Raw genomic sequence first — 18,125 nt, 5'->3', positions numbered from 1 at the left:
TATTATATGGTATTTTGAATATTTTTTCACCGAAAAAATTTGCGTTACCACGAAATATTACTAAAATAACCATCGAAAATACATTCTCTTATATTTTCAAATCAAAAATCTTCAAATGAAGAATTTCCATACATACAGCACCAAACACCCCAGAAACCTTTCATTTTTCTACCAGCTTAAAGTATAGAATACTAAAAATAAAAAGGAATTAGCCATATGTAGCATTGGCTAATTCCTTCCTCTCTCTAACAGAATAGAGTTATAAACCCAGTCTTCAAACCCTCAATCGAAGTCTCACTTCTTCTTACTTAAAACTACTTCATACCTCTGAACCCACATCACATAAGACTCTATTAAGCACTGAAAACTTCCTTACATATGTAGTTCCTCTATTCCTACCAAATAGAAAAATGTTATACACCAGCTCTTCTACTTCATATCTCTGGTCTCAATCGCATAGGGCTCTATTAAGCACTAACCGCTCAACACTTGGCTAGAGCTTCTATTTCGGCTAAATACAAGCTTTTAAAGCACTAACTTATCAACTAAACCAATTAGCTCTTGAATATCCGGCTTACTTACTTGAGCATTTGCTCCTACAGCTTCACCTTTATGGAATAATTCATTTGTAATTAATGAAGAGAAAATAATGACTGGTAAACGATTCATTACTTCACTATCCTTAACCACTTTCGTTAAATGATGTCCATCCATTTTTGGCATTTCAATATCCGTAATTAGCAAGTGAATATGCTCAAACATTTTTTCGCCTTGCTCTTTCGCTAATTTTTCAATTTGCGCTAACGCTTCTGCACCATTGCTGAAGAAGTTCATTTTTGTATATCCAGCTGATGATAATGTTTCTTCTAATATTTGGCGAAGCATCGCTGAATCTTCTGCAATGTAAATTACTTTTTCAGCTCGATCTGTTTTTTGTTCTAATCCTGCAATTGATTTATTGTCATAACCAGTGCCGCTAATTTCACATACAATTTTTTCATAATCTAATAGTAAGATGATTTTTCCATCTAGTTTTACAATACCAGATGTCGTTTCTTCTAGTCCCATAGATAATGAAGCTGGTTCATCAATTTGTTCCCATGAAATACGTTGAATACGATGCACTTCATCAACGCGGAAAATAACTTTCATTTGGTTTAATTCTGAGATGATAAATTTCGTTTGATCAAGTGGCTTTGTTGACTTTAAATTAAGAGCCATCGCTAAGTTAATAACAGGTAAAATTTCACCACGTACTTGAACAACACCTTCAACTGCATGATGAGATTCTGGCACAGTTGTAACAGGGAATGGATTAATGATTTCACGTACTTTCATTACATTAATACTAAATAGGTTTTCACCAACAGTGTACGTAACAATCTCTAATTCATTTGTTCCGCTTTCTAATAAAATACTTTGTGCTTGTGACATAAAGGTGTCGCTCCCCTTCCATTAATTCCGTATATCTAATTATTAAGCTTTATAAAAGAGAAAAAGTCAACTACCTATATAAAAAATATAGATAGTCGAACGATTCATTTTATAAAAAAACAATTAATCTTGTATAAACGAAGCAAGTGCCTCTAATAAAACTTCTTGTGCACCTACAATTTCCGTCGGCATTGCTTCCCATTTTTTCGAAAGCTCTGTCTCTACTCTTATTCTCAGTTCAGAATTCATTTCTGCTAGCACATATTCTTTCGTTGCTATATCAACATCAAGTAGCGCAAGTGCATATAATTCCGGGTCATTTATTTTTTCGAATAATCGCTTTAATACTACCGGTGCTATATGTTTTAATTTTTCAATATGAATTTCCTTATCCGAAAATAGTAACTCATATTGAATAAACGTAACATTTTCTTTAATCACTTTAAAATAACAATTATTTTTTTTATCATTCACAAAATAACCGTTTGGATCTGCGATAATACTTTCTACTTTACGAATTAAATCTGGCAAACTATTCGCCGCCATTACAGTCCGCTGCTCAACCTCACTCGGCGAAATGAATGTAACGCGATACTTATTTTGCGCCATCCTCCTCACCTCTCCTTTTATAGAAATTCAGTCTAATTGTATATACAACTACCTTAAATTAACTTAAAACTATTTTATATTACCACTTCTTACACTACCACACTACTCTAGTAACGCTACATATCTCTGGTCTTACACATCGGTCGGGACTCTATTAGGCACTAACCGCTCCAAAACATCGCCAGGTCCTCTCTCAAAACCTAAAAAGTGCTTTTAAGAACCTTTCAATAACTCTATGTTATTAAACCAAAACGCTATCTGCTGATCCGTAATATTTGGCAACATAACAAAAAACTCACGACACTTCATCTCATCCTTAAACAGTTGATACTTCCAAACAGTATCGCTACCAACACTTATGAAATAAAACTCATGGATACGGCCAATGATTGCTTGTTTTTCACCAAATGAATACGGAGGCACTTGCTTAATTTCAAATTGATCTGGTAAATATACATGCTCTTCTCGTTCTATTTTTAATACTTGCTCGGCAAGTTCACGTTTATTTTCGAAAAAAGGCAATTGTAAAATTCGCTCTTGTCTTGTCATACGAATAAAAAACCCTTTCTACTCCATTACATTTTTTCCATGCGATATATTATCGAATTAAGTTTACAACTTCATTTAATACTTCATCTGAAACTTTAATTACTTTCGCATTTCCTTGGAATCCGCGTTGGTATAACATTAAGTCTACGAATTCTACAGATAAATCTACGTTAGCACCTTCTTGTGCACCCCCGCGTACTTTACCTGCACCGTTTTGACCAGATGTACCAAGAGCTAAAATACCTGTTGTATTCGTCGCTGTATAGTTACCATTACCTGTTTTCATTAGTCCACCTTCGTTCGGGAACATCGCAACAGCTAATTGGCCTGCAGATTTCATACTTCCATCAGAATATTTTACCATCACATATCCACCGTCAGCAATGAAGCAATCTTTAACCGTCGCTGCTGCTCTACCATCTACGTCTGTTACTGATAATGTTTTATCTGTTGGATGATTTGTTAAATGACTTAAGTCTAATCTTATAGAGCCACCGTCAAATGGAATATTGGCTCCTTGCTCTTTCGGATTTGGATTTCCGACAGCATCAAATGTCATATTACCACCTGCACCTGGAACATCCTTAAACTCTGTTTCTTTTTTCGAGTCATTACGCATTTGTACTTTATATGTATAGTTATGTTCACTCGTTTGTTTAAACTCTACACGCATTGTCCATGTATTCCCCGCATTATCATATACAGGTAAATCTTGTGTAATTTGTTTTTCACCAGTTGGAATATTCCCTTTAATTGTCCCTTTCGATGTTCGAATACCACCAATTGCTGTTCCCATTGGAATTTGCAACGGTCCTGGAATTCCAGATAAATCAACTTCACCAGTTGCCTCATTTGCAGGGTATGCAAATACGTATTGACCTTCAGTATTCGTAATATAGTAATCTGAAGATATCCCAAACGTACCTTTACGAGTAAATTCCATATTTCCGCCTTTTGAATCACCTACAACGAAGAAACCATTACCTTCCATTGCCGCTTGTGTTTTACCACCTGTTAACGTAATTGTACCATCACTATAATCCGTAACCGTACCACTCATTTTCACACCGTTACCAATACTTTTCGGATTTGTTCCGGCGTATTTACCGTCACCTTTTGCACCAATCGAATTGTTATATAGTAAATCATCAAACATTGCTTTTTGTTTTTTATAACCTACTGTTTGTGCATTGGCAATATTATTTGAAGTTACACTTAATGCATTTTGTGTTGCATTCATTCCTGTAATACTTGTATATAACGCTTTAATCATAACGTATGGACACTCCTTATGAATTTGTAGTTTTTACTTCTTCAGTTACTTTTTGATCGTCTTTCTTTGCGTCTTCTGGATTCGTTTCTCCAATCGGTTTATCAGACACTCTCTCAACGAAACGAAGAGATACAACTTTATTATTAATAACGAGCTGCACATCGTTATTTTCTGCAAGGCGAACTGTCTCTACTTGACCAGTTACTTTGTTTCCTTCGCCGTCAACACCTCTTACGTATTTCCCTAAAAACTTCATTCCACCATCAAGTGCTGTTGAATACATCGTTGATTGCAGCTTATCTACTGCTTTCGTCATATTCTGTACTTGTTCCATAAGAGATAGCTGCGCTGTCTGATTCATCATTTGATTCATATCCATCGCATTAAATGGATCTTGATGTTGGAAACTTGATAAAAATAATTTTAGGAAATCATCTTTCCCCATTACCCCAGGAGTCTTTTGCGCTCCTGCCGAAACTCCATTACTTTGTTGCACTGGCGATTGTACACCATTAACAGGTACATTACTTTTTTGCGCTCCTGCTTGTAACGGAATATGATTTGTACTCGTTGTATTTAATCCAACTGTTGGCACGCTTTATTCCTCCAATAATCCCGCAAATTCTGTTGATTGTTGTTTTTCATGATTTGTATTTGCTAATTTTTGTTTTTGCCTTTGCTCTTGTTCTCGCTGTTCTTTACGATTTTCATCTTTATCTGAATAGCTAATTTGAATATTGATTTCTTTTTCTTTTAACTTTAATCTCAATTCATCAAAAATGATTTCAACACGTTTTTTCGCATCGTGTTTTTCCATTTCTACGTGAACGTCAATTTGATCTCCGTGTTTTTTCATAAACACTGTTAATGTACCAAGTTTTTCTGGATTTAACTGGAATAAAACACGTTCTTGTTTCACTACAAATTTTTGCAGCGCTTCTACTTGCGCTTCCATTTTCTTTCCTAAGTCAGGTAATGAAACTTTCTCAGCACCACTATTTGATTTCCCTACTTGTTCGGTACTCGTCGTTTTATTTAATAATTCTGCACCTGCAGAGCTCGAATCGTTTAATGCATCAACTTCTGGCAACTCTACCTTTGCATCATCGCTCTCAAGTTTCGGAAGATCTACCTCTTTAGACTCTTCTTGTTCCTTTGCAATATTACAAGTTTCTGTTTCTACAACCTTCAATGCTTGCATCGTTTGCTCTGGCATCTTCATTTTGTCTAATACCATTTGCATTGTATCTTCTAAACATATAGCATTTTTGATATTCATATTTGAAAGAAGTTCTTGTAATTGTTGTAATTCAGCTGCAGGTAATTCATTAAGTTTAATATTGCCATATTCTTTATATAGCTCTTGTATTTTTTGTATGTATTGATATAACAATTCCGGCTGCACACGTAATTGCTCAATTGCAACCATTTGCTCAGATACAGCTAATAACAACTGTTCTGTCTCTTTTTTTTCTTCTTTCTTTACAATTGGTTCTTCTTTCGTTACCGATGGTTTAGAAAGGTTATATTCTTTTTTCTCTTCTTTTGGTGCTTCTTCTCGTTTCGTTTTCTCCGTTTTCGGCTGCTTTTTATTTTCGATTCTCATCGTACGATCGAATGAAGAATCTTCATTTTTCGATTGTACTTCTAGCCCTTTTTCTTTTTGCGGAGGTAAACTTTGTTGCACCGGTAATACAGACTGTATCACTACATTCACCTCATCCATTCATACACATTTTCAAATCCAGAAGCATTTTTTCTTCCAGCTTTTCTTGTGCTTTCGCAAGCTTTCTGCAATCTTCTTGATACATCTCATCAATGACACGTTCTTTTTCTTTTACTTGCTCTAAAAGGCTTTCATTTTTTTGAATAAAACCTTCTGTTTTTTTAATTTTTCGATTCCATTCTTCTATTCTTTCAGGTGAAAACGTATGTGAAGAAAGCATGCCAGCCATAATACGTTGCCCAGTTTGTACGACTTTACTACGCGATTTCACAACATATAAATCATATTCTTTTTTTTGTTCTATTTTTCTTTTTTCAGCTGTTAATTCATACACTTCTTTTAAAATATGCTCTTTTTCTTGATTTATTTGCAATTTTATTGTGTCGTACTGCTGTTTATCCACCTGTTTTCATAGCCCCTTCCTATTATAACGTTCTCTTTTTCTATTATATAGTTTTTTTCCAAAAAAATCTGTGAAATATTAAAAAACAAAAAAATAAGACCTCTTGGGCAGAGGCCTTATACTATATGGTGTATCGCTTCAACGATATCATCAAATGGGAAACTATCCGATCGGCCTTGCTTTAAAAATGTATTTATGCCTTCTACTTTATTTTTACATTCAAAAATATAAGCATTTTCTTCATTTTCTTGAATCGTTCCTAACTTAAAATACAATTCATTTTCTTTATAAATTGATAAAATCTTTCTCATTTCATTTGCAAGTTGCCAATGATGTGGTGAAACGATTTCTTCCATAATCCTACTTACTGAATCTAATACTGAAATTGCAGGATAATGACTAAGCGTTGCAAGCTCACGCTTTAATACGATATGTCCATCTAAAATACCACGTGCTAAATCTGGTACAGGACCATTTAAATCATCCCCATCAACAAGTACCGTATAAATACCTGTTATAGATCCCTTTTGTGTTTTTCCAGACCGCTCTAACAACTTCTTCATATAACTTTCCATTAACAGTGTTTTACCACCAATCGGTAACTCTTTAACAGCAATATCAACACTTCTTCGTGCATCGGCAAAACGAGTAACAGAGTCCATCATAAGTAATACGTTATTGCCTTGATCACGGAAGTATTCAGCAATAGACGTTGCGAGTTTCGCTGCACGAAGTTGCATAAGGTGACTTTCATCTGACGTCGCTGCAACAACGACGCTTTTTCGCATCCCTTCCTCGCCTAACTCTTTTCGAATAAAGTCTTTTACTTCCCGGCCACGTTCTCCTACTAAACTAATAACGTTTATATCAGCTTTTGCATTTTTTGCTATCATTCCAAGTAAAGTTGATTTACCAACACCTGACCCAGCAAAAATACCAATCTTTTGACCGATACCAATTGTTAGCATAGAATCAATTGATTTTATTCCTGTTTCAAATACATCGGTAATCTCTTCACGTTCAAATGCATGTATAGGCGGTGCATCTAGTTTTATTTTCTGTAATGGAATGTTTTCAGCTTCCTCATTTAACACTTTACCATTTGCACTTAACACTTTTCCCAGCAAGTGATTACCACGTGGTACAACAACATCTTCTGAAACTAGTGTCACTGAATCTCCATAACATACTTTTTCTGTCTGTTCAAATGGAAGTAGCATATTATTTTCTTTTTCAATGGCAATCACTTCACATAAGACGTTATGTTCTCCAACGAAGCAAACATCTCCGATCTTCGCTTTCGGCCCTTTTGCTACGAAAAACTGTTCTTGTACACTATGAACTTTGCCTACTTTCGTATACAGCGGTGTTTCAATGAACTTATTCCATTTTTCGTTCTCATTCATTAACAGGCGGCTCATACATTTTGCTCCTCAAATAACTTCTCTTCTTCCCATTTCTGACGAAGTTTCGCAAATATAGGTGCAAATTTAAATTCAAAGAACTCTTTCTCTTCTTCCAGAACAAATTCACCAAACTGCAGGGAGAAATCATATTTCCATTCTACTAATTGTAGTAACCAATATTCTTTCGTATTCTCCTTCTCTTCTTGAATACGTTCAAACGTTTCTGGATGTACTGTAATGATTAATTTTTCAAACGAAGTTGGCAATGTTTGCACGATGCCAGTTAAAATAGGTAGCACATCAAGCAATCGTGAATCTACCGCTTGATTCACGATTTTTTCTGCTAAATGAAATGATTGATCCCATAATAACTCTGTCCATTCATATGCTATTTCTTGTTGTTCTTTTTGAAACTGCACACGCGCTGCTTCCATCTGTTCCATTTGTTCATGAATATGCATTTGAAATTGTTCTTTATCTTGTAATAACTGCTGACGCTCTCGTTCTAGCATTTGCTGCTCTTGCCTTAGCTGATTCATTTCCATATGTAATGATTCTTGCTGGGCGCGAAGCTCTGCATGATCTGCTTGTAATTCTTCCTCTTCTATTTGGACTGAAGCTGGTTTTGGAAATTGTAATTCATACGTTTCTTCAGAAAAAGAAACAGAATTCTTCGGAATTCTGTTTTTAAATAAGGACATCCTCTTCACCTCTTTGAACGATAATTCTTCCTTCTTTCTCTAGCTTTTTCACTGTACCAGTGATCGTTTGCTGCGCTTTTTCAGCATCCGTCATCTTAAGCGGTCCTAAGCCATCTAATTCTTCTAGAATCATCTCTTTACGGTTTGAAGACATACATGTAAATAATTTCTCTTTAATTTCTTCTTTTGCAATTTTAAGTGCTTTCGCAAGAACACCGTTATCTGTAATTTCTTCTAATACACGGCGAAGCGCAAGATCTTCAAGACCAAGTAAGTCTTCAAAGACAAACATATTTTCTTTAATTTTCTCAGATAACTCATAATCGACTTCATCCAGTTTTTGAAAGACTGTTTTTTCAACACCTCGTGAAACATTATTTAAAATGTTTACGATTGTTTTCAAGCCATCAGTTTTATTAATTGCACTAAATGCCATATTATTTAATTTCGTTTTTAACAACTCACCAATTTGATTAATTAATTCACCATCAACTTGTTCTAGTTTCGCAATACCCATTACCGTTTCTACTCGCTTATGATCTGGCAATCTCTCAATTAATTGAGACGCAAGTTGCGGTTTAATATAAGAAGCGATAATTGCAATTGTTTGTGGTGACTCATCATTAAGCACTGTAAGAAGTGGTTCTAAATCTGTAAGTGAATTTAAGAATTCAAATGGATTATCTTTGTTATACCAAAGGTCTTCCAATAATTTTTCCAGTTCGTCTTCTGGCATGTTTTTAAATATACGACGAATATACTCTTTATCTGGAGTGACTAAGTTCAATTCTTTTACATTTAGTTCATATAAGAACTCTCCTAGTACATTCTCTAACGTTTCTGGTTTATATACACGAAACTTCGCAATTTCACGAAGTAATACTTCTTTTTCCTCAGCTGTCATATATTCAATGACTTTTGCTGCCACCCCTTCGTCTAATGTACGAATGAGGATGGCAGCTTTTTCTTTGGAGGAGATTTCATCTAACATCGTTGTTCCTCCCTTACTGTCCGTTTAACCATTTTTTAATTACTTTTGCAGTACCTTCTACATGTTCTTTCGTAGCATCCTGCACTTGTTCATCTAACGTTGGTTCTTTCGGTTCTTCTGGTTCAGGTTTTGGCTCTGGCACTATTTTTTCTTCAGGAATTTCCAAGATACTTTCATTACTTGCAGCAATTTCATCTTCTGCTAAGTATTCTTCATATTCCTCTTCTTCTTTCTTTCTCTTACGTCTTGCTAATAAGAACCATACTAGACCACCGATTGCTAATAAGCCAGCTGTAATTCCACCGAATAACCACCAGTTCATACCACTTTTTTCTGGCTCTTTCTCTTTTTCAGCTTTCGGCTGATCGAACTGAACAGTTACAACGTTAACTTGACCATTTATAAAGTTACCGTTCGGATCAGCTTGAAGTCCTGCCGCTGTTCCAATTGCTTCTTTGAAAGTAGTCATATCAATTCTTCGTTTTACTAACGTATCATTATCTACCCATACAACAACATTTGTTTTCGTTAATTCTGGGTGTTTCTTAATTGTTTCAACTGTTTTATCTATTTCATAGTTTTCGATTTTGTTGCCATTTTTATTATCGTAGACAACTTTACCATTTTGATTATTGTTCGTACCGTAGTTTGGCACTTCACCGTTCGCTGTAATACCAGCACCTTGCTTCGTATCTGCCCCTTCTTGCGCAGTAGAGCTTTCTTCTTGCTCTTGTTTACTACGAAGTACACCTTTATCACCATACTTCTCTGACTGACGTGTAACTTCATCGTAGTTTACAGATACTTTCGTATTCACTTTATATTCATTCGGTTTAAACATCGTCATTAACGTTGCATCAATATCTTGCTTTAATTTACCTTCAAGTTGGTGCTGCATCTCTACTTCTTTCTCATAAGAAGAGGAACTACTAGAATGTGCTTCATCTGCTCCTTTTGAGATAACACCTTTTTTACTATCAATAACACTTACTTCTTCTGCTTTCACACCAGGAACCGCTGCACTAATCATTTGCTGTATACCTGCAACTTGATCAGCCGTTAACAATTGTCCACGTTTCACTCCAACCGTAATCGCCGCTGTTCCTTTCGCTTTTTCTTCATCAAAAATTGTCTCTTTTTCAGGCAATGTAATTTGAACATTTGCCGTTTCAACTGTCGCAAAGTTTCTTACAATATCTTGTTCCAATTGCTTCTTCGTACCGACAATTTGCTTCATTTTTTTATCTTGTTCACTTGAACCGAGAGAGCTTTCTAATAAAATTTCTTCACCGCTTTTCGAATTAAACGGTAAGCCCATCCCATTCATTTCTTTTCGAACCCATGGAGCATCATTCTTTTGCACACGAATTGAACCATCGGCCGCTAATTGGTAATCGACACCTAACTTCGATAATTCTGCTGTAATCTCTTGTTTATCTGCATCATTTAAATTTTGATATACAACAACATATTTATCTGGCAAGGTGAAGTATAAAAGCGCTCCTGTTACAATCGCTAAAAGCGCAGCACCGATTACTAACTTATGCCACGTTTTTAACGATTGGATAACATTTTTCATCTTTTCCATTTAAACACACCCGTCCACTTTCCTAAATTTGCATATTAATTAGTGACTTATAATTTTCAATAAGATTATCACGTACGAGAGCAGCCGTTTTCATTTGAGACTCAGCTTTCTTTTGCTGAATTAAAACGTCATGTGTTTCTCCTACCCCTTTAGTTAGTAAATCATATACTGCTGTTTGTGCATTGTTTTGCGTTTGATTCATATCTTCCAATAAATCAATAAACTTTTTCCCCTCAACTACAGATGTTTGAGAAGTTTTCGGTGCACCAATTGACTGAATTGCTCCAAATGGTTGTGTATGTAACATTGGTTGAATTTTCATATTACGATTTTCCCCCTTATCCTCGGCCGATTTCTAAATCTTTATCAAGCATTTTTTTATTCGCATTTAATACACTCGTATTCGCTTCATACATTTTTTGAGCAACCATTACATTCGTCATTTCAGCAGTTACATCAATATTGGGATAACGTACATATCCTTCTTCATTTGCGTGCGGATGCGTCGGATCATACACTAAATTTTCCGTTTTGTCTGCTTCAATACTTTTTATTTTTACTCCGTTAGTAGGAGCCCCATCTAGCATACTTGCAAAACTATTGTTTGATTCTAGCACCACACTACGACGCTCATATAAATCTGCCCCCGGAGCCGCCGTCGTATTTGCATTTACAATATTGTTAGAAGTAACTTCCATCCACTTTCTCGCTGTTGTTAGCCCTGAGCCACTTGCATTAATTGCCTGAAACATCCGTTGTCTCTCCTTCTACTTTTAACGTCCGCGTGCCGCTTGGTTAATTGCATATTGTGTATTAATTGCATTAATTGAAATACCGTATAACTGATTTGCTTTCATTAAATCTAGCATTTCTGTCGTTACATCCACACTATTTCCGTCTTTATTCGTTTGCATTGATTTTGTTTGAATCTTTGCATATGTATTTTTCGTATTTACTGTCGGCAAGTGCATTTCATTCGTTTGATATAAATCTGGATTGCTCTTTAAATCAGCCGCATTGTTTTTATATAATGCACTACTTTTATTCATCTGCTCAGCAAATGTTACATCTTGTGCTTTATAGCCAGGTGTATTCGCATTTGCAATATTACTAGAAACCGTATTTCGTTTCGTCACTAAATAATTCATATAATGGCTTACATCACTCACTAAATCTGGCATATTCCACACCCTTCCTTTTCTAACTTAATGATCCACTGATAGAAGTTTCACTTCATTATTTATTTTCTTATATGCATTTATTAAAATATTTACTATTATGTACCCTTACATATTTTATTCCATTTTTTCATTGTTGTCTTTAGAAAAATATAAAAATATAAAAAAGAATGCAAAAAACTGTATACACACGGTAATCTATAGAACATTTCAATATATAAACTAAAGTCCATTTTTCTATTATTTAGATTACAATTATTATTTCATCACAGTCATAAAATGAAACCTCAATCAGCGGGTTCTTTATGTAAACGAAGGAATAGACCCCCTTTTAAAAGGGGAACCTGTTTCCAGACGTTATTATTAATATTTACCGTAAAATGAATTAGCCTTCATTCGCCCATCATTTGTCATAATCATTTCTTCCAAAATCTTTTGCTTATCCCGAATATGCTGTGCTGCCTTAATAATGAACGGGCTTACTTCTGCTGCAGCTTGTGCACGCGTTTCTTCATCCAATGTCATCATCCAGCGATTTAACATCTCACTCTTCTCAGCAAACTCTCTGTCTGACACTTGCAATTCACCGATTTCATTAAAACAGCTGACAAACGTCCGATAAATATCATTGTTCATTTTCAAGTGCTCCGCGGTAACCGTCTATTAAATCTTGTAACACTTTCACAATTGCATCAATATCTTTCGCTTCACGCGTTACTTTCATCGTTTGAATTTGAATGCTAATCCAATCATATAAACCATAGAGACTATCATATAAATCTTTCGTAATTTCAGGATTTAATTGAAGCTTTAGTTCTTCAAAAATACGTTCTAATTTTTCAAGAAGTGCGTCCCCTTCTTGTAGTTTAAAAGTATGTAAAAGTTCTTCTAAATTACGAAACTCTACAATACATCTTTCATAAATAAAAATTGTATTTTTAATCGGATTACTCGTCATAATATCATTTTGCATATAACGTTGCCATGCTTGCATACGATCACTTCCTCAACTTTCATTAATCATCACTTTTTTGTTTTGTCATTGCTTTAATTGTTTTGAGTTGGCTATCAAGCGCCGCCAATGTACTCTCTAGCTTTTGATACTTCTTCACGATTTCATCTTGCTTTTGCAAGTTTTGCGTCTCAATATCTTTAATCTTTTTATCTAAATCACTTACACGTGAATCAATGTTTTTAACTCTCTCGCCGACTACACCTTTATCACCGAATAGTTTATCAAGCGGTTCTTCCATCATTTTTCCTAAACCGTTAGAACTAAAGAAAAATTGCTTCGCTGCATCGGGTTTTTCTTTTAATGCTTGTGTTAATTTTTCATCATTAACTTCCATCGTTCCATCTTGCTTTAATTGAATACCAAATGTGAATAAATAATTACCATCTTGAGAAAATGTTACGACATTGTTCATTGCCTGACGTACACTTTGCATAATAGCTTGACCTTGGAAAGCTCCACCTTTTCCAGCAAAGATATCTACTGTAGAAACAGCTTTATTATAATCAGCTACCATTTTTTTAATAACATTCGATGCGTCTGTTACGTTTGAGTCATTTACTGTAAATTTTAGATCTATACCTTTTGCTTTTTGATCTGCATTTGTACCTGTTCCATCTTCTGGTTTATTTTCCACCTTTGATTCCGTTACTTTCAATAGCTCAATTTTCACACCTGGTAATGCTTCAATTGTATTACTATCACTTTTTCCCTCAACACCATTAATACTATATTTTGCATCTAGCGCTTCGTTAATAGTATTTAATTTCATTTCTGTCGTAGGTTGATTATTCTCATCTGTACCTTCCACTTTCGTATAAAACAAATCTGTAAGTACATTAGGCGGTGTCTTTTCTAATTTAATTTCATTCATTGCCCCTTCTTTTTTAGAGGTCATGAAAATTTTATTTCCAAGTGTATAAGCTGATACACCATAATCTCCATCATTAATTTTGTTAATTAAATCTTTATATGTCATATCAGTTGTTACTTTTAGTTCTTTATCGCCTAGTTTTAATGTTTCATCTTTAGGAAGTTTCGCATTTATATCTTTAATTTCATTAGAAGCTATTTGATGACGTTGCGCGAGCTGTGTAATTGTCATATTAAAAGTTCCTGCAATCGCACCACCATCTGCTTTTACATTAATATAACCGTCTTGTGTTGTCGTTACTTTTTTCTCATTCCCTTTAAAAGCCGCTAAGTTTTTAAACGTTTGTGTGAAAGAACTAAATTCTGATTTTAAACTTGTATATAATAATTTATCATTTGTAAGGTCATTCTTTTCTTTCGTATATGGTGTTTTTCTCATATCTAAAGCATTCATTTCTAATTCGACGAAGTTAGAAGTATCGATCATATTATTTCCGAGGTTCCAAATTTGTTGTCTACCACCAATACCTGTCATCGTTGTTCCTGCCATTTTTCTCACTCCTTATAGATTACATGTAGTCTAAAATACTCGTTTTACTCATCGTACTAACCGCTTTAAGCGTCGCTTCATATGTTGCATTTATATATGCCAAGTCAGAAATTGCGACCGCTAAATCAACATCCTCAATTTCTTTACGGTTTTCTTGAAGCGCTAAGTTTTGCTCACTTAAAATTGTTTTAAACGTCTCCATTGTGTTCATTGTTGAACCAACTTCAGTCGTACGGTTAATGATGCCATCTAAGTTTTTCTTGTTTTCTCCTAATAACGGTTGTAACGCTTTTTGGTCACCTTTTTGCATCGCTTCGCTCATCTGTTTTAACGTTTTTATTACCGGGGATAACAATGCTTCTCCATTACGGAATGCTTTTAATTCATAACCATCATTTAGTTGCCAGTTCACATCATTTTTTCCGCCCTGGTACGTACCATCTTCTGTAAATGGTGACTTTTCTGCACTATCACCACCGAAAATATAACGACCTTGCTCTTTCGTATTCGCTAAATATACAACTTGTTTTAAAATTTGATCAATCTCTGCACCGATGGCTTTCAATTCTTTTTCACCATTTGGCTCATTTAATGCCTGTACCGTTAATTGATCTGCTCTCGTTAAAGATTTAAAAATACCTTGTAAAGTATTCTCAGTTTGTGTTAATACATTTTTTGAGTCAGCTAAATCTTTTTGCATTTGTTCAATATTCGCCAATGAATGTTGAATCGCAAATGATTTACTCGCTGCAAGTGGATCTTCACTCATAAGAAGATTTTTCTTCCCTGAAGTTACTTGGTTTCTATGGTATTGTTGTTGCACATTCAAATCCATTAACTGATTCTTTGCCCAGTTTGCATTTTGAAATGTAGATACTCTCATTTCTATCTCCTCCTTATATATTTCCAATCAATTATTATCACTTATCGAATAATCGAAAATAGACTATCAAACACTTCATTCATCGTAGTAATAGCTTTAGAGTTTGCGACGAAATATTTTTGGAAGGCCATTAAATTTACCATTTCCTCTTCCATATTTACACCTTCAACGCTCATTTTTTCTTGTTGAATACCTTCTAGTAAGTCGCCATGAATTTTTTGATAACCATTTACTGCACTTTTATCAGATGCAACACGAACTATAAATTGGTCTAATGCTTGTTTATAAGAAAGACCTTCTTTATAATCGTCATCTGTAACTGCTGCTAGTTTATTTGCTGTTTCAGCAGACATTTTCATTTTCGAAACATCTTTTTGGAATTCTGGATTTAACTTCATCTCTTTCGCATAATCTCCAACGAAGAAATCTTTTCCCATCACTGTATTCACTTGATTTTTCATCGAACTCATTAAGTCTTCGAGATTTTTTTTATAATCAACAATCTTCGCTTTCGTATCAATCGCTGATTTTATCGCCCCGCTAGTTACAGAGATTTCTGAACCGTAAATCTCAACTGACATTGGGTCTTTTTCTTTATTTAATTGAAGTGGATATGTATCTTGTCCATTTACTGTTAAAATACCATTCATTCTAACACTCGCGATATTAGGATTCATAGATTCATAAGATACTTCGATGTTTGCATACTTAGACATCTCTGTAACGATGCGATCTCTTTCGTCTAAAAGTTGATTCGGCACTTGTGTACCTGCTTGTCCAATTTTATGATTCGCTTCTGCTAAACTAGCAGCAAGACGATTAAATTCATTAACATGCGCCTCAATATCTTCTGCTGTCTGTGCTTCCACTGTATCTAAGTTTTTCGCAAGACGATTCACTTGACTTGTGAACTTCCCAGTTTCAGAAATTAATGTATCGTAGTAGTTTGGTTGTTCTGGATTTTTTGCCACTTCACGAAAGGCATTAAAGAAACCGTCCATTAAACTAGATAATGAATTCTTTCCTGTCGTTCCAACCATAGACTCTACACGTGATAAAGTCGAATTCATGTAGTTATAGTAAGAGAGTTGAGATAATTGATCATTAAACTGCTTCGTCTTTACCTCATCAGTAATACGGTCAACACCTAGCGTTTGTACACCGTAACCAATTCTCTGTTCTGGCGTGTGACCATTGCTTGCTCCAACAGATCCGTAATTCACCATTTGACGCACATAACCCGGTGTATGAATGTTAGACAAGTTTTGTTTCGTTGTTTGTAACCCCATTTGAGCCGCTAACATGCCCGATAGCGGTGTATTATAATCAGATAATCTCATAAAGCTTCACTTCTCCTTTACAATAGTTCGTTCATAAAGATTTGCGAATTATTGTTTCGCTCTAAATTATATTCAGAAACAGAATCCACAATACTTTCTGTAGTTTTTAATAGTACGTTTAAGTAATATTGATTTTTCAAAAGAATCATTTTTACATTCTCTTCTAATCCAGTTACGTTTTTTTGTAATTCTTTCATTTTTTCAATTTCTTCTTGAGAAAAATACGAAAATAACGCACTTACACGAAACGATTCAACTCCTTGTTCTTTACAGAACTGAACAACCATTTCTTCAAATGAGCTTGATAACCCTTTTAAACCATCAATGTACTGCAATTGCTCTACTTGCAACTTTTGAACTGCATTTACATTTTTATTTTTTAAATTCTCATATATTTGCTCTCCAAGCGCTTGAATATTTTCATACGCTTTTTGAATAATAACGAGTTTTTCATATAATTGTATGTGCATATAGCTTCCTTCCTTTTACAAGACTAAATTCACAATTAAACCATGGATCTCTCCAATTTGATTTAACATTTCTAAATGTCCTGTTTTCGTGTTAATTAAATTCATCACATCTTCTAATTCATTCAATCCCATTTCTGCCTGTTTCACAATTGTCATTTTCTGTGAATATCCGTAACGTGGGTGACGAGACATGACATCTTTATACTGCAATACATTATCAACGTAAAAATTCAAAAATGATTTTACTGTATTTTTGTATTCCATTACATTATCAAGCGTTAATTCCATTTCAATTTTCTCTTTAATTTCTCCAATATTATCGACAAACGCTTCCATTTGTTCTAGTAATTTATCTTTTTTCGGATCTGCATGCAAATTATCCGAAAATGCAAGTCCTGTTCTGACATTTGCTTCTTTCGGCATTTGAGTAGCAGGCGGTATATGCGATAAAATTGGATTATGCGAGATAGAACGTAGCATATATATCACCTATTTATTTTTTTATTTCTTCCTAAACTTAATCGTAAAATCCAGTTATTTATAATTATACTCTGAACAGTAATATTTTGCAGTTATTTTTTATAAAAGATATGTTACAATTTAGCATGAGGTGGCACAATTCTATGAATATTTTCCTTTGTGGTTCAAATCAATTAACAGCATTAGATCAAGAAGAAATTAAAAAATTTTTAACTGACTATGCTCACAAACATAAAATTTACATATTATGTTATAAATCTATTGAAAATGAGGTTCTTCGTTTTTTCGTTGAGAATGAAAGACTCGCTCAAAATTTATGCCTTTACACGCTGCAACCATTGCAAGCAATTACAGATGAATTTCAAGAAGTCGTTGATTACTTAAAAAAACACGGAGCCGAATATGTTGCTTTTGATCATCCTTCTGACTCCATTTACCGATCAGATTATATGTTTTTTGTTAAACAAATTATTGAAGACACTGATTTAGTTCTCTGTTTTTATAATGGGGACAAACATACATCTGTCATCCCTGTCGATGTTGCAAAAGAAGCAGGTATTGATGCTGTCATTTATGATTTACCAGGATTACATGAAAAGCAAATGAAAAAAAGCTTTGAACAAAAAATTCGTATGATGTAAAGGGGGAGGCACAATATC

General features: G+C 34.5%; 22 protein-coding genes. 1 reads left to right on the top strand and 21 read right to left on the bottom strand.

Going from position 1 to position 18,125, the window contains the following annotated elements; translation table 11 throughout:
• Positions 1-525: 525 nt before the first annotated feature.
• The 21 genes from DN399_RS08190 to DN399_RS08090 all read right to left on the bottom strand — a co-directional run bounded on the left by DN399_RS08190 (position 526) and on the right by DN399_RS08090 (position 17,466).
• Positions 526-1,434, bottom strand: a complete 909-nt coding sequence (locus DN399_RS08190; protein WP_000075943.1) for a chemotaxis protein — start codon at positions 1,432-1,434, stop codon at positions 526-528.
• A 123-nt stretch (positions 1,435-1,557) separates the two neighbouring features.
• Positions 1,558-2,043 (bottom strand): hypothetical protein, encoded by a 486-nt coding sequence (locus tag DN399_RS08185; RefSeq protein ID WP_000068301.1) that lies wholly within the window; start codon positions 2,041-2,043, stop codon positions 1,558-1,560.
• 213 nt (positions 2,044-2,256) lie between these two features.
• A complete protein-coding gene (locus tag DN399_RS08180; protein ID WP_000198169.1) occupies positions 2,257-2,592 on the bottom strand; it encodes a DUF3964 family protein in 336 nt (111 codons plus the stop codon).
• Between the two features lie 49 nt (positions 2,593-2,641).
• On the bottom strand, positions 2,642-3,865 hold the full coding sequence (locus DN399_RS08175) for a flagellar hook protein FlgE (protein WP_149149459.1): 1,224 nt from the start codon (positions 3,863-3,865) through the stop codon (positions 2,642-2,644).
• 16 nt (positions 3,866-3,881) lie between these two features.
• Complete coding sequence (locus tag DN399_RS08170; protein ID WP_001143463.1) at positions 3,882-4,460, bottom strand: flagellar hook assembly protein FlgD; 579 nt, start codon at positions 4,458-4,460, stop codon at positions 3,882-3,884.
• A gap of 3 nt (positions 4,461-4,463) precedes the next feature.
• Positions 4,464-5,573: a flagellar hook-length control protein FliK gene (locus DN399_RS08165; RefSeq protein ID WP_149149458.1), complete on the bottom strand. Its 1,110-nt coding sequence runs from the start codon at positions 5,571-5,573 to the stop codon at positions 4,464-4,466.
• Positions 5,574-5,583: 10 nt separating this feature from the next.
• Positions 5,584-5,994 carry a hypothetical protein gene (locus DN399_RS08160; protein WP_000360859.1) on the bottom strand — a complete coding sequence of 137 codons (411 nt, stop codon included), beginning with the start codon at positions 5,992-5,994 and terminating at the stop codon, positions 5,584-5,586.
• 116 nt (positions 5,995-6,110) lie between these two features.
• Positions 6,111-7,415, bottom strand: a complete 1,305-nt coding sequence (locus DN399_RS08155) for a flagellar protein export ATPase FliI (RefSeq protein ID WP_149149457.1) — start codon at positions 7,413-7,415, stop codon at positions 6,111-6,113.
• Complete coding sequence (locus DN399_RS08150) at positions 7,412-8,101, bottom strand: FliH/SctL family protein (RefSeq protein WP_000051695.1); 690 nt, start codon at positions 8,099-8,101, stop codon at positions 7,412-7,414. Before DN399_RS08150 ends, DN399_RS08155 begins: the two co-directional genes overlap by 4 nt.
• On the bottom strand, positions 8,088-9,092 hold the full coding sequence (fliG, locus tag DN399_RS08145; protein ID WP_000883356.1) for a flagellar motor switch protein FliG: 1,005 nt from the start codon (positions 9,090-9,092) through the stop codon (positions 8,088-8,090). Before fliG ends, DN399_RS08150 begins: the two co-directional genes overlap by 14 nt.
• A gap of 13 nt (positions 9,093-9,105) precedes the next feature.
• Entirely contained in the window at positions 9,106-10,680 is a 1,575-nt protein-coding gene (locus DN399_RS08140) for a flagellar M-ring protein FliF C-terminal domain-containing protein (RefSeq protein WP_000413931.1), read from the bottom strand.
• Positions 10,681-10,702: 22 nt separating this feature from the next.
• Complete coding sequence (gene fliE / locus DN399_RS08135; RefSeq protein ID WP_000701672.1) at positions 10,703-11,002, bottom strand: flagellar hook-basal body complex protein FliE; 300 nt, start codon at positions 11,000-11,002, stop codon at positions 10,703-10,705.
• A gap of 16 nt (positions 11,003-11,018) precedes the next feature.
• Positions 11,019-11,432: a flagellar basal body rod protein FlgC gene (gene flgC, locus DN399_RS08130; RefSeq protein WP_000484680.1), complete on the bottom strand. Its 414-nt coding sequence runs from the start codon at positions 11,430-11,432 to the stop codon at positions 11,019-11,021.
• Positions 11,433-11,453: 21 nt separating this feature from the next.
• Entirely contained in the window at positions 11,454-11,861 is a 408-nt protein-coding gene (gene flgB / locus DN399_RS08125) for a flagellar basal body rod protein FlgB (protein WP_001113108.1), read from the bottom strand.
• Positions 11,862-12,221: 360 nt separating this feature from the next.
• Positions 12,222-12,494, bottom strand: a complete 273-nt coding sequence (locus DN399_RS08120; RefSeq protein ID WP_149149456.1) for a flagellar biosynthesis protein FlgG — start codon at positions 12,492-12,494, stop codon at positions 12,222-12,224.
• The gene (locus DN399_RS08115) at positions 12,484-12,852 is read right to left on the bottom strand and encodes a flagellar export chaperone FliS (RefSeq protein ID WP_001149516.1); all 369 of its coding nucleotides are present in this window, start codon (positions 12,850-12,852) and stop codon (positions 12,484-12,486) included. The genes DN399_RS08120 and DN399_RS08115 overlap by 11 nt, the downstream gene beginning before the upstream one ends.
• Before the next feature lie 22 nt (positions 12,853-12,874).
• The gene (locus DN399_RS08110; protein ID WP_149149455.1) at positions 12,875-14,293 is read right to left on the bottom strand and encodes a flagellar hook-associated protein 2; all 1,419 of its coding nucleotides are present in this window, start codon (positions 14,291-14,293) and stop codon (positions 12,875-12,877) included.
• Between the two features lie 19 nt (positions 14,294-14,312).
• Entirely contained in the window at positions 14,313-15,176 is an 864-nt protein-coding gene (locus DN399_RS08105) for a flagellar hook-associated protein 3 (RefSeq protein ID WP_001266403.1), read from the bottom strand.
• A gap of 41 nt (positions 15,177-15,217) precedes the next feature.
• Positions 15,218-16,516 carry a flagellar hook-associated protein FlgK gene (gene flgK, locus DN399_RS08100; protein WP_001239711.1) on the bottom strand — a complete coding sequence of 433 codons (1,299 nt, stop codon included), beginning with the start codon at positions 16,514-16,516 and terminating at the stop codon, positions 15,218-15,220.
• A 17-nt stretch (positions 16,517-16,533) separates the two neighbouring features.
• Positions 16,534-16,986, bottom strand: a complete 453-nt coding sequence (locus DN399_RS08095; RefSeq protein ID WP_149149454.1) for a hypothetical protein — start codon at positions 16,984-16,986, stop codon at positions 16,534-16,536.
• Between the two features lie 15 nt (positions 16,987-17,001).
• A complete protein-coding gene (locus DN399_RS08090) occupies positions 17,002-17,466 on the bottom strand; it encodes a YaaR family protein (RefSeq protein WP_000946323.1) in 465 nt (154 codons plus the stop codon).
• A 143-nt stretch (positions 17,467-17,609) separates the two neighbouring features.
• On the opposite strand from DN399_RS08090, the gene DN399_RS08085 reads away from it, so the two are divergent.
• Positions 17,610-18,107, top strand: a complete 498-nt coding sequence (locus DN399_RS08085; protein WP_001020110.1) for a flagellar motor switch protein FliG — start codon at positions 17,610-17,612, stop codon at positions 18,105-18,107.
• The last annotated feature ends 18 nt before the right edge of the window (positions 18,108-18,125 follow it).

Origin of the sequence: Bacillus sp. AR4-2 (assembly GCF_008274865.1) — a bacterium.
In the GTDB taxonomy this organism is placed as follows: Bacteria; Bacillota; Bacilli; order Bacillales; family Bacillaceae_G; genus Bacillus_A; species Bacillus_A cereus.
This window is presented reverse-complemented; position numbering and strand designations above follow the sequence as displayed.

Coding starts and splice junctions, on each gene's coding strand:
- DN399_RS08190 (WP_000075943.1), bottom strand. CDS start 1,434: ATGTCACAAGCACAAAGTATTTTATTAGAAAGCGGAACAAATGAATTA.
- DN399_RS08185 (WP_000068301.1), bottom strand. CDS start 2,043: ATGGCGCAAAATAAGTATCGCGTTACATTCATTTCGCCGAGTGAGGTT.
- DN399_RS08180 (WP_000198169.1), bottom strand. CDS start 2,592: ATGACAAGACAAGAGCGAATTTTACAATTGCCTTTTTTCGAAAATAAA.
- DN399_RS08175 (WP_149149459.1), bottom strand. CDS start 3,865: ATGATTAAAGCGTTATATACAAGTATTACAGGAATGAATGCAACACAA.
- DN399_RS08155 (WP_149149457.1), bottom strand. CDS start 7,415: ATGAGCCGCCTGTTAATGAATGAGAACGAAAAATGGAATAAGTTCATT.
- DN399_RS08150 (WP_000051695.1), bottom strand. CDS start 8,101: ATGTCCTTATTTAAAAACAGAATTCCGAAGAATTCTGTTTCTTTTTCT.
- fliG (WP_000883356.1), bottom strand. CDS start 9,092: ATGTTAGATGAAATCTCCTCCAAAGAAAAAGCTGCCATCCTCATTCGT.
- DN399_RS08140 (WP_000413931.1), bottom strand. CDS start 10,680: ATGGAAAAGATGAAAAATGTTATCCAATCGTTAAAAACGTGGCATAAG.
- fliE (WP_000701672.1), bottom strand. CDS start 11,002: ATGAAAATTCAACCAATGTTACATACACAACCATTTGGAGCAATTCAG.
- flgC (WP_000484680.1), bottom strand. CDS start 11,432: ATGTTTCAGGCAATTAATGCAAGTGGCTCAGGGCTAACAACAGCGAGA.
- flgB (WP_001113108.1), bottom strand. CDS start 11,861: ATGCCAGATTTAGTGAGTGATGTAAGCCATTATATGAATTATTTAGTG.
- DN399_RS08120 (WP_149149456.1), bottom strand. CDS start 12,494: ATGAACAATGATATTTATCGGACGTTTGTCAGCTGTTTTAATGAAATC.
- DN399_RS08115 (WP_001149516.1), bottom strand. CDS start 12,852: ATGCAAGCATGGCAACGTTATATGCAAAATGATATTATGACGAGTAAT.
- DN399_RS08110 (WP_149149455.1), bottom strand. CDS start 14,293: ATGGCAGGAACAACGATGACAGGTATTGGTGGTAGACAACAAATTTGG.
- DN399_RS08105 (WP_001266403.1), bottom strand. CDS start 15,176: ATGAGAGTATCTACATTTCAAAATGCAAACTGGGCAAAGAATCAGTTA.
- flgK (WP_001239711.1), bottom strand. CDS start 16,516: ATGAGATTATCTGATTATAATACACCGCTATCGGGCATGTTAGCGGCT.
- DN399_RS08095 (WP_149149454.1), bottom strand. CDS start 16,986: ATGCACATACAATTATATGAAAAACTCGTTATTATTCAAAAAGCGTAT.
- DN399_RS08090 (WP_000946323.1), bottom strand. CDS start 17,466: ATGCTACGTTCTATCTCGCATAATCCAATTTTATCGCATATACCGCCT.
- DN399_RS08085 (WP_001020110.1), top strand. CDS start 17,610: ATGAATATTTTCCTTTGTGGTTCAAATCAATTAACAGCATTAGATCAA.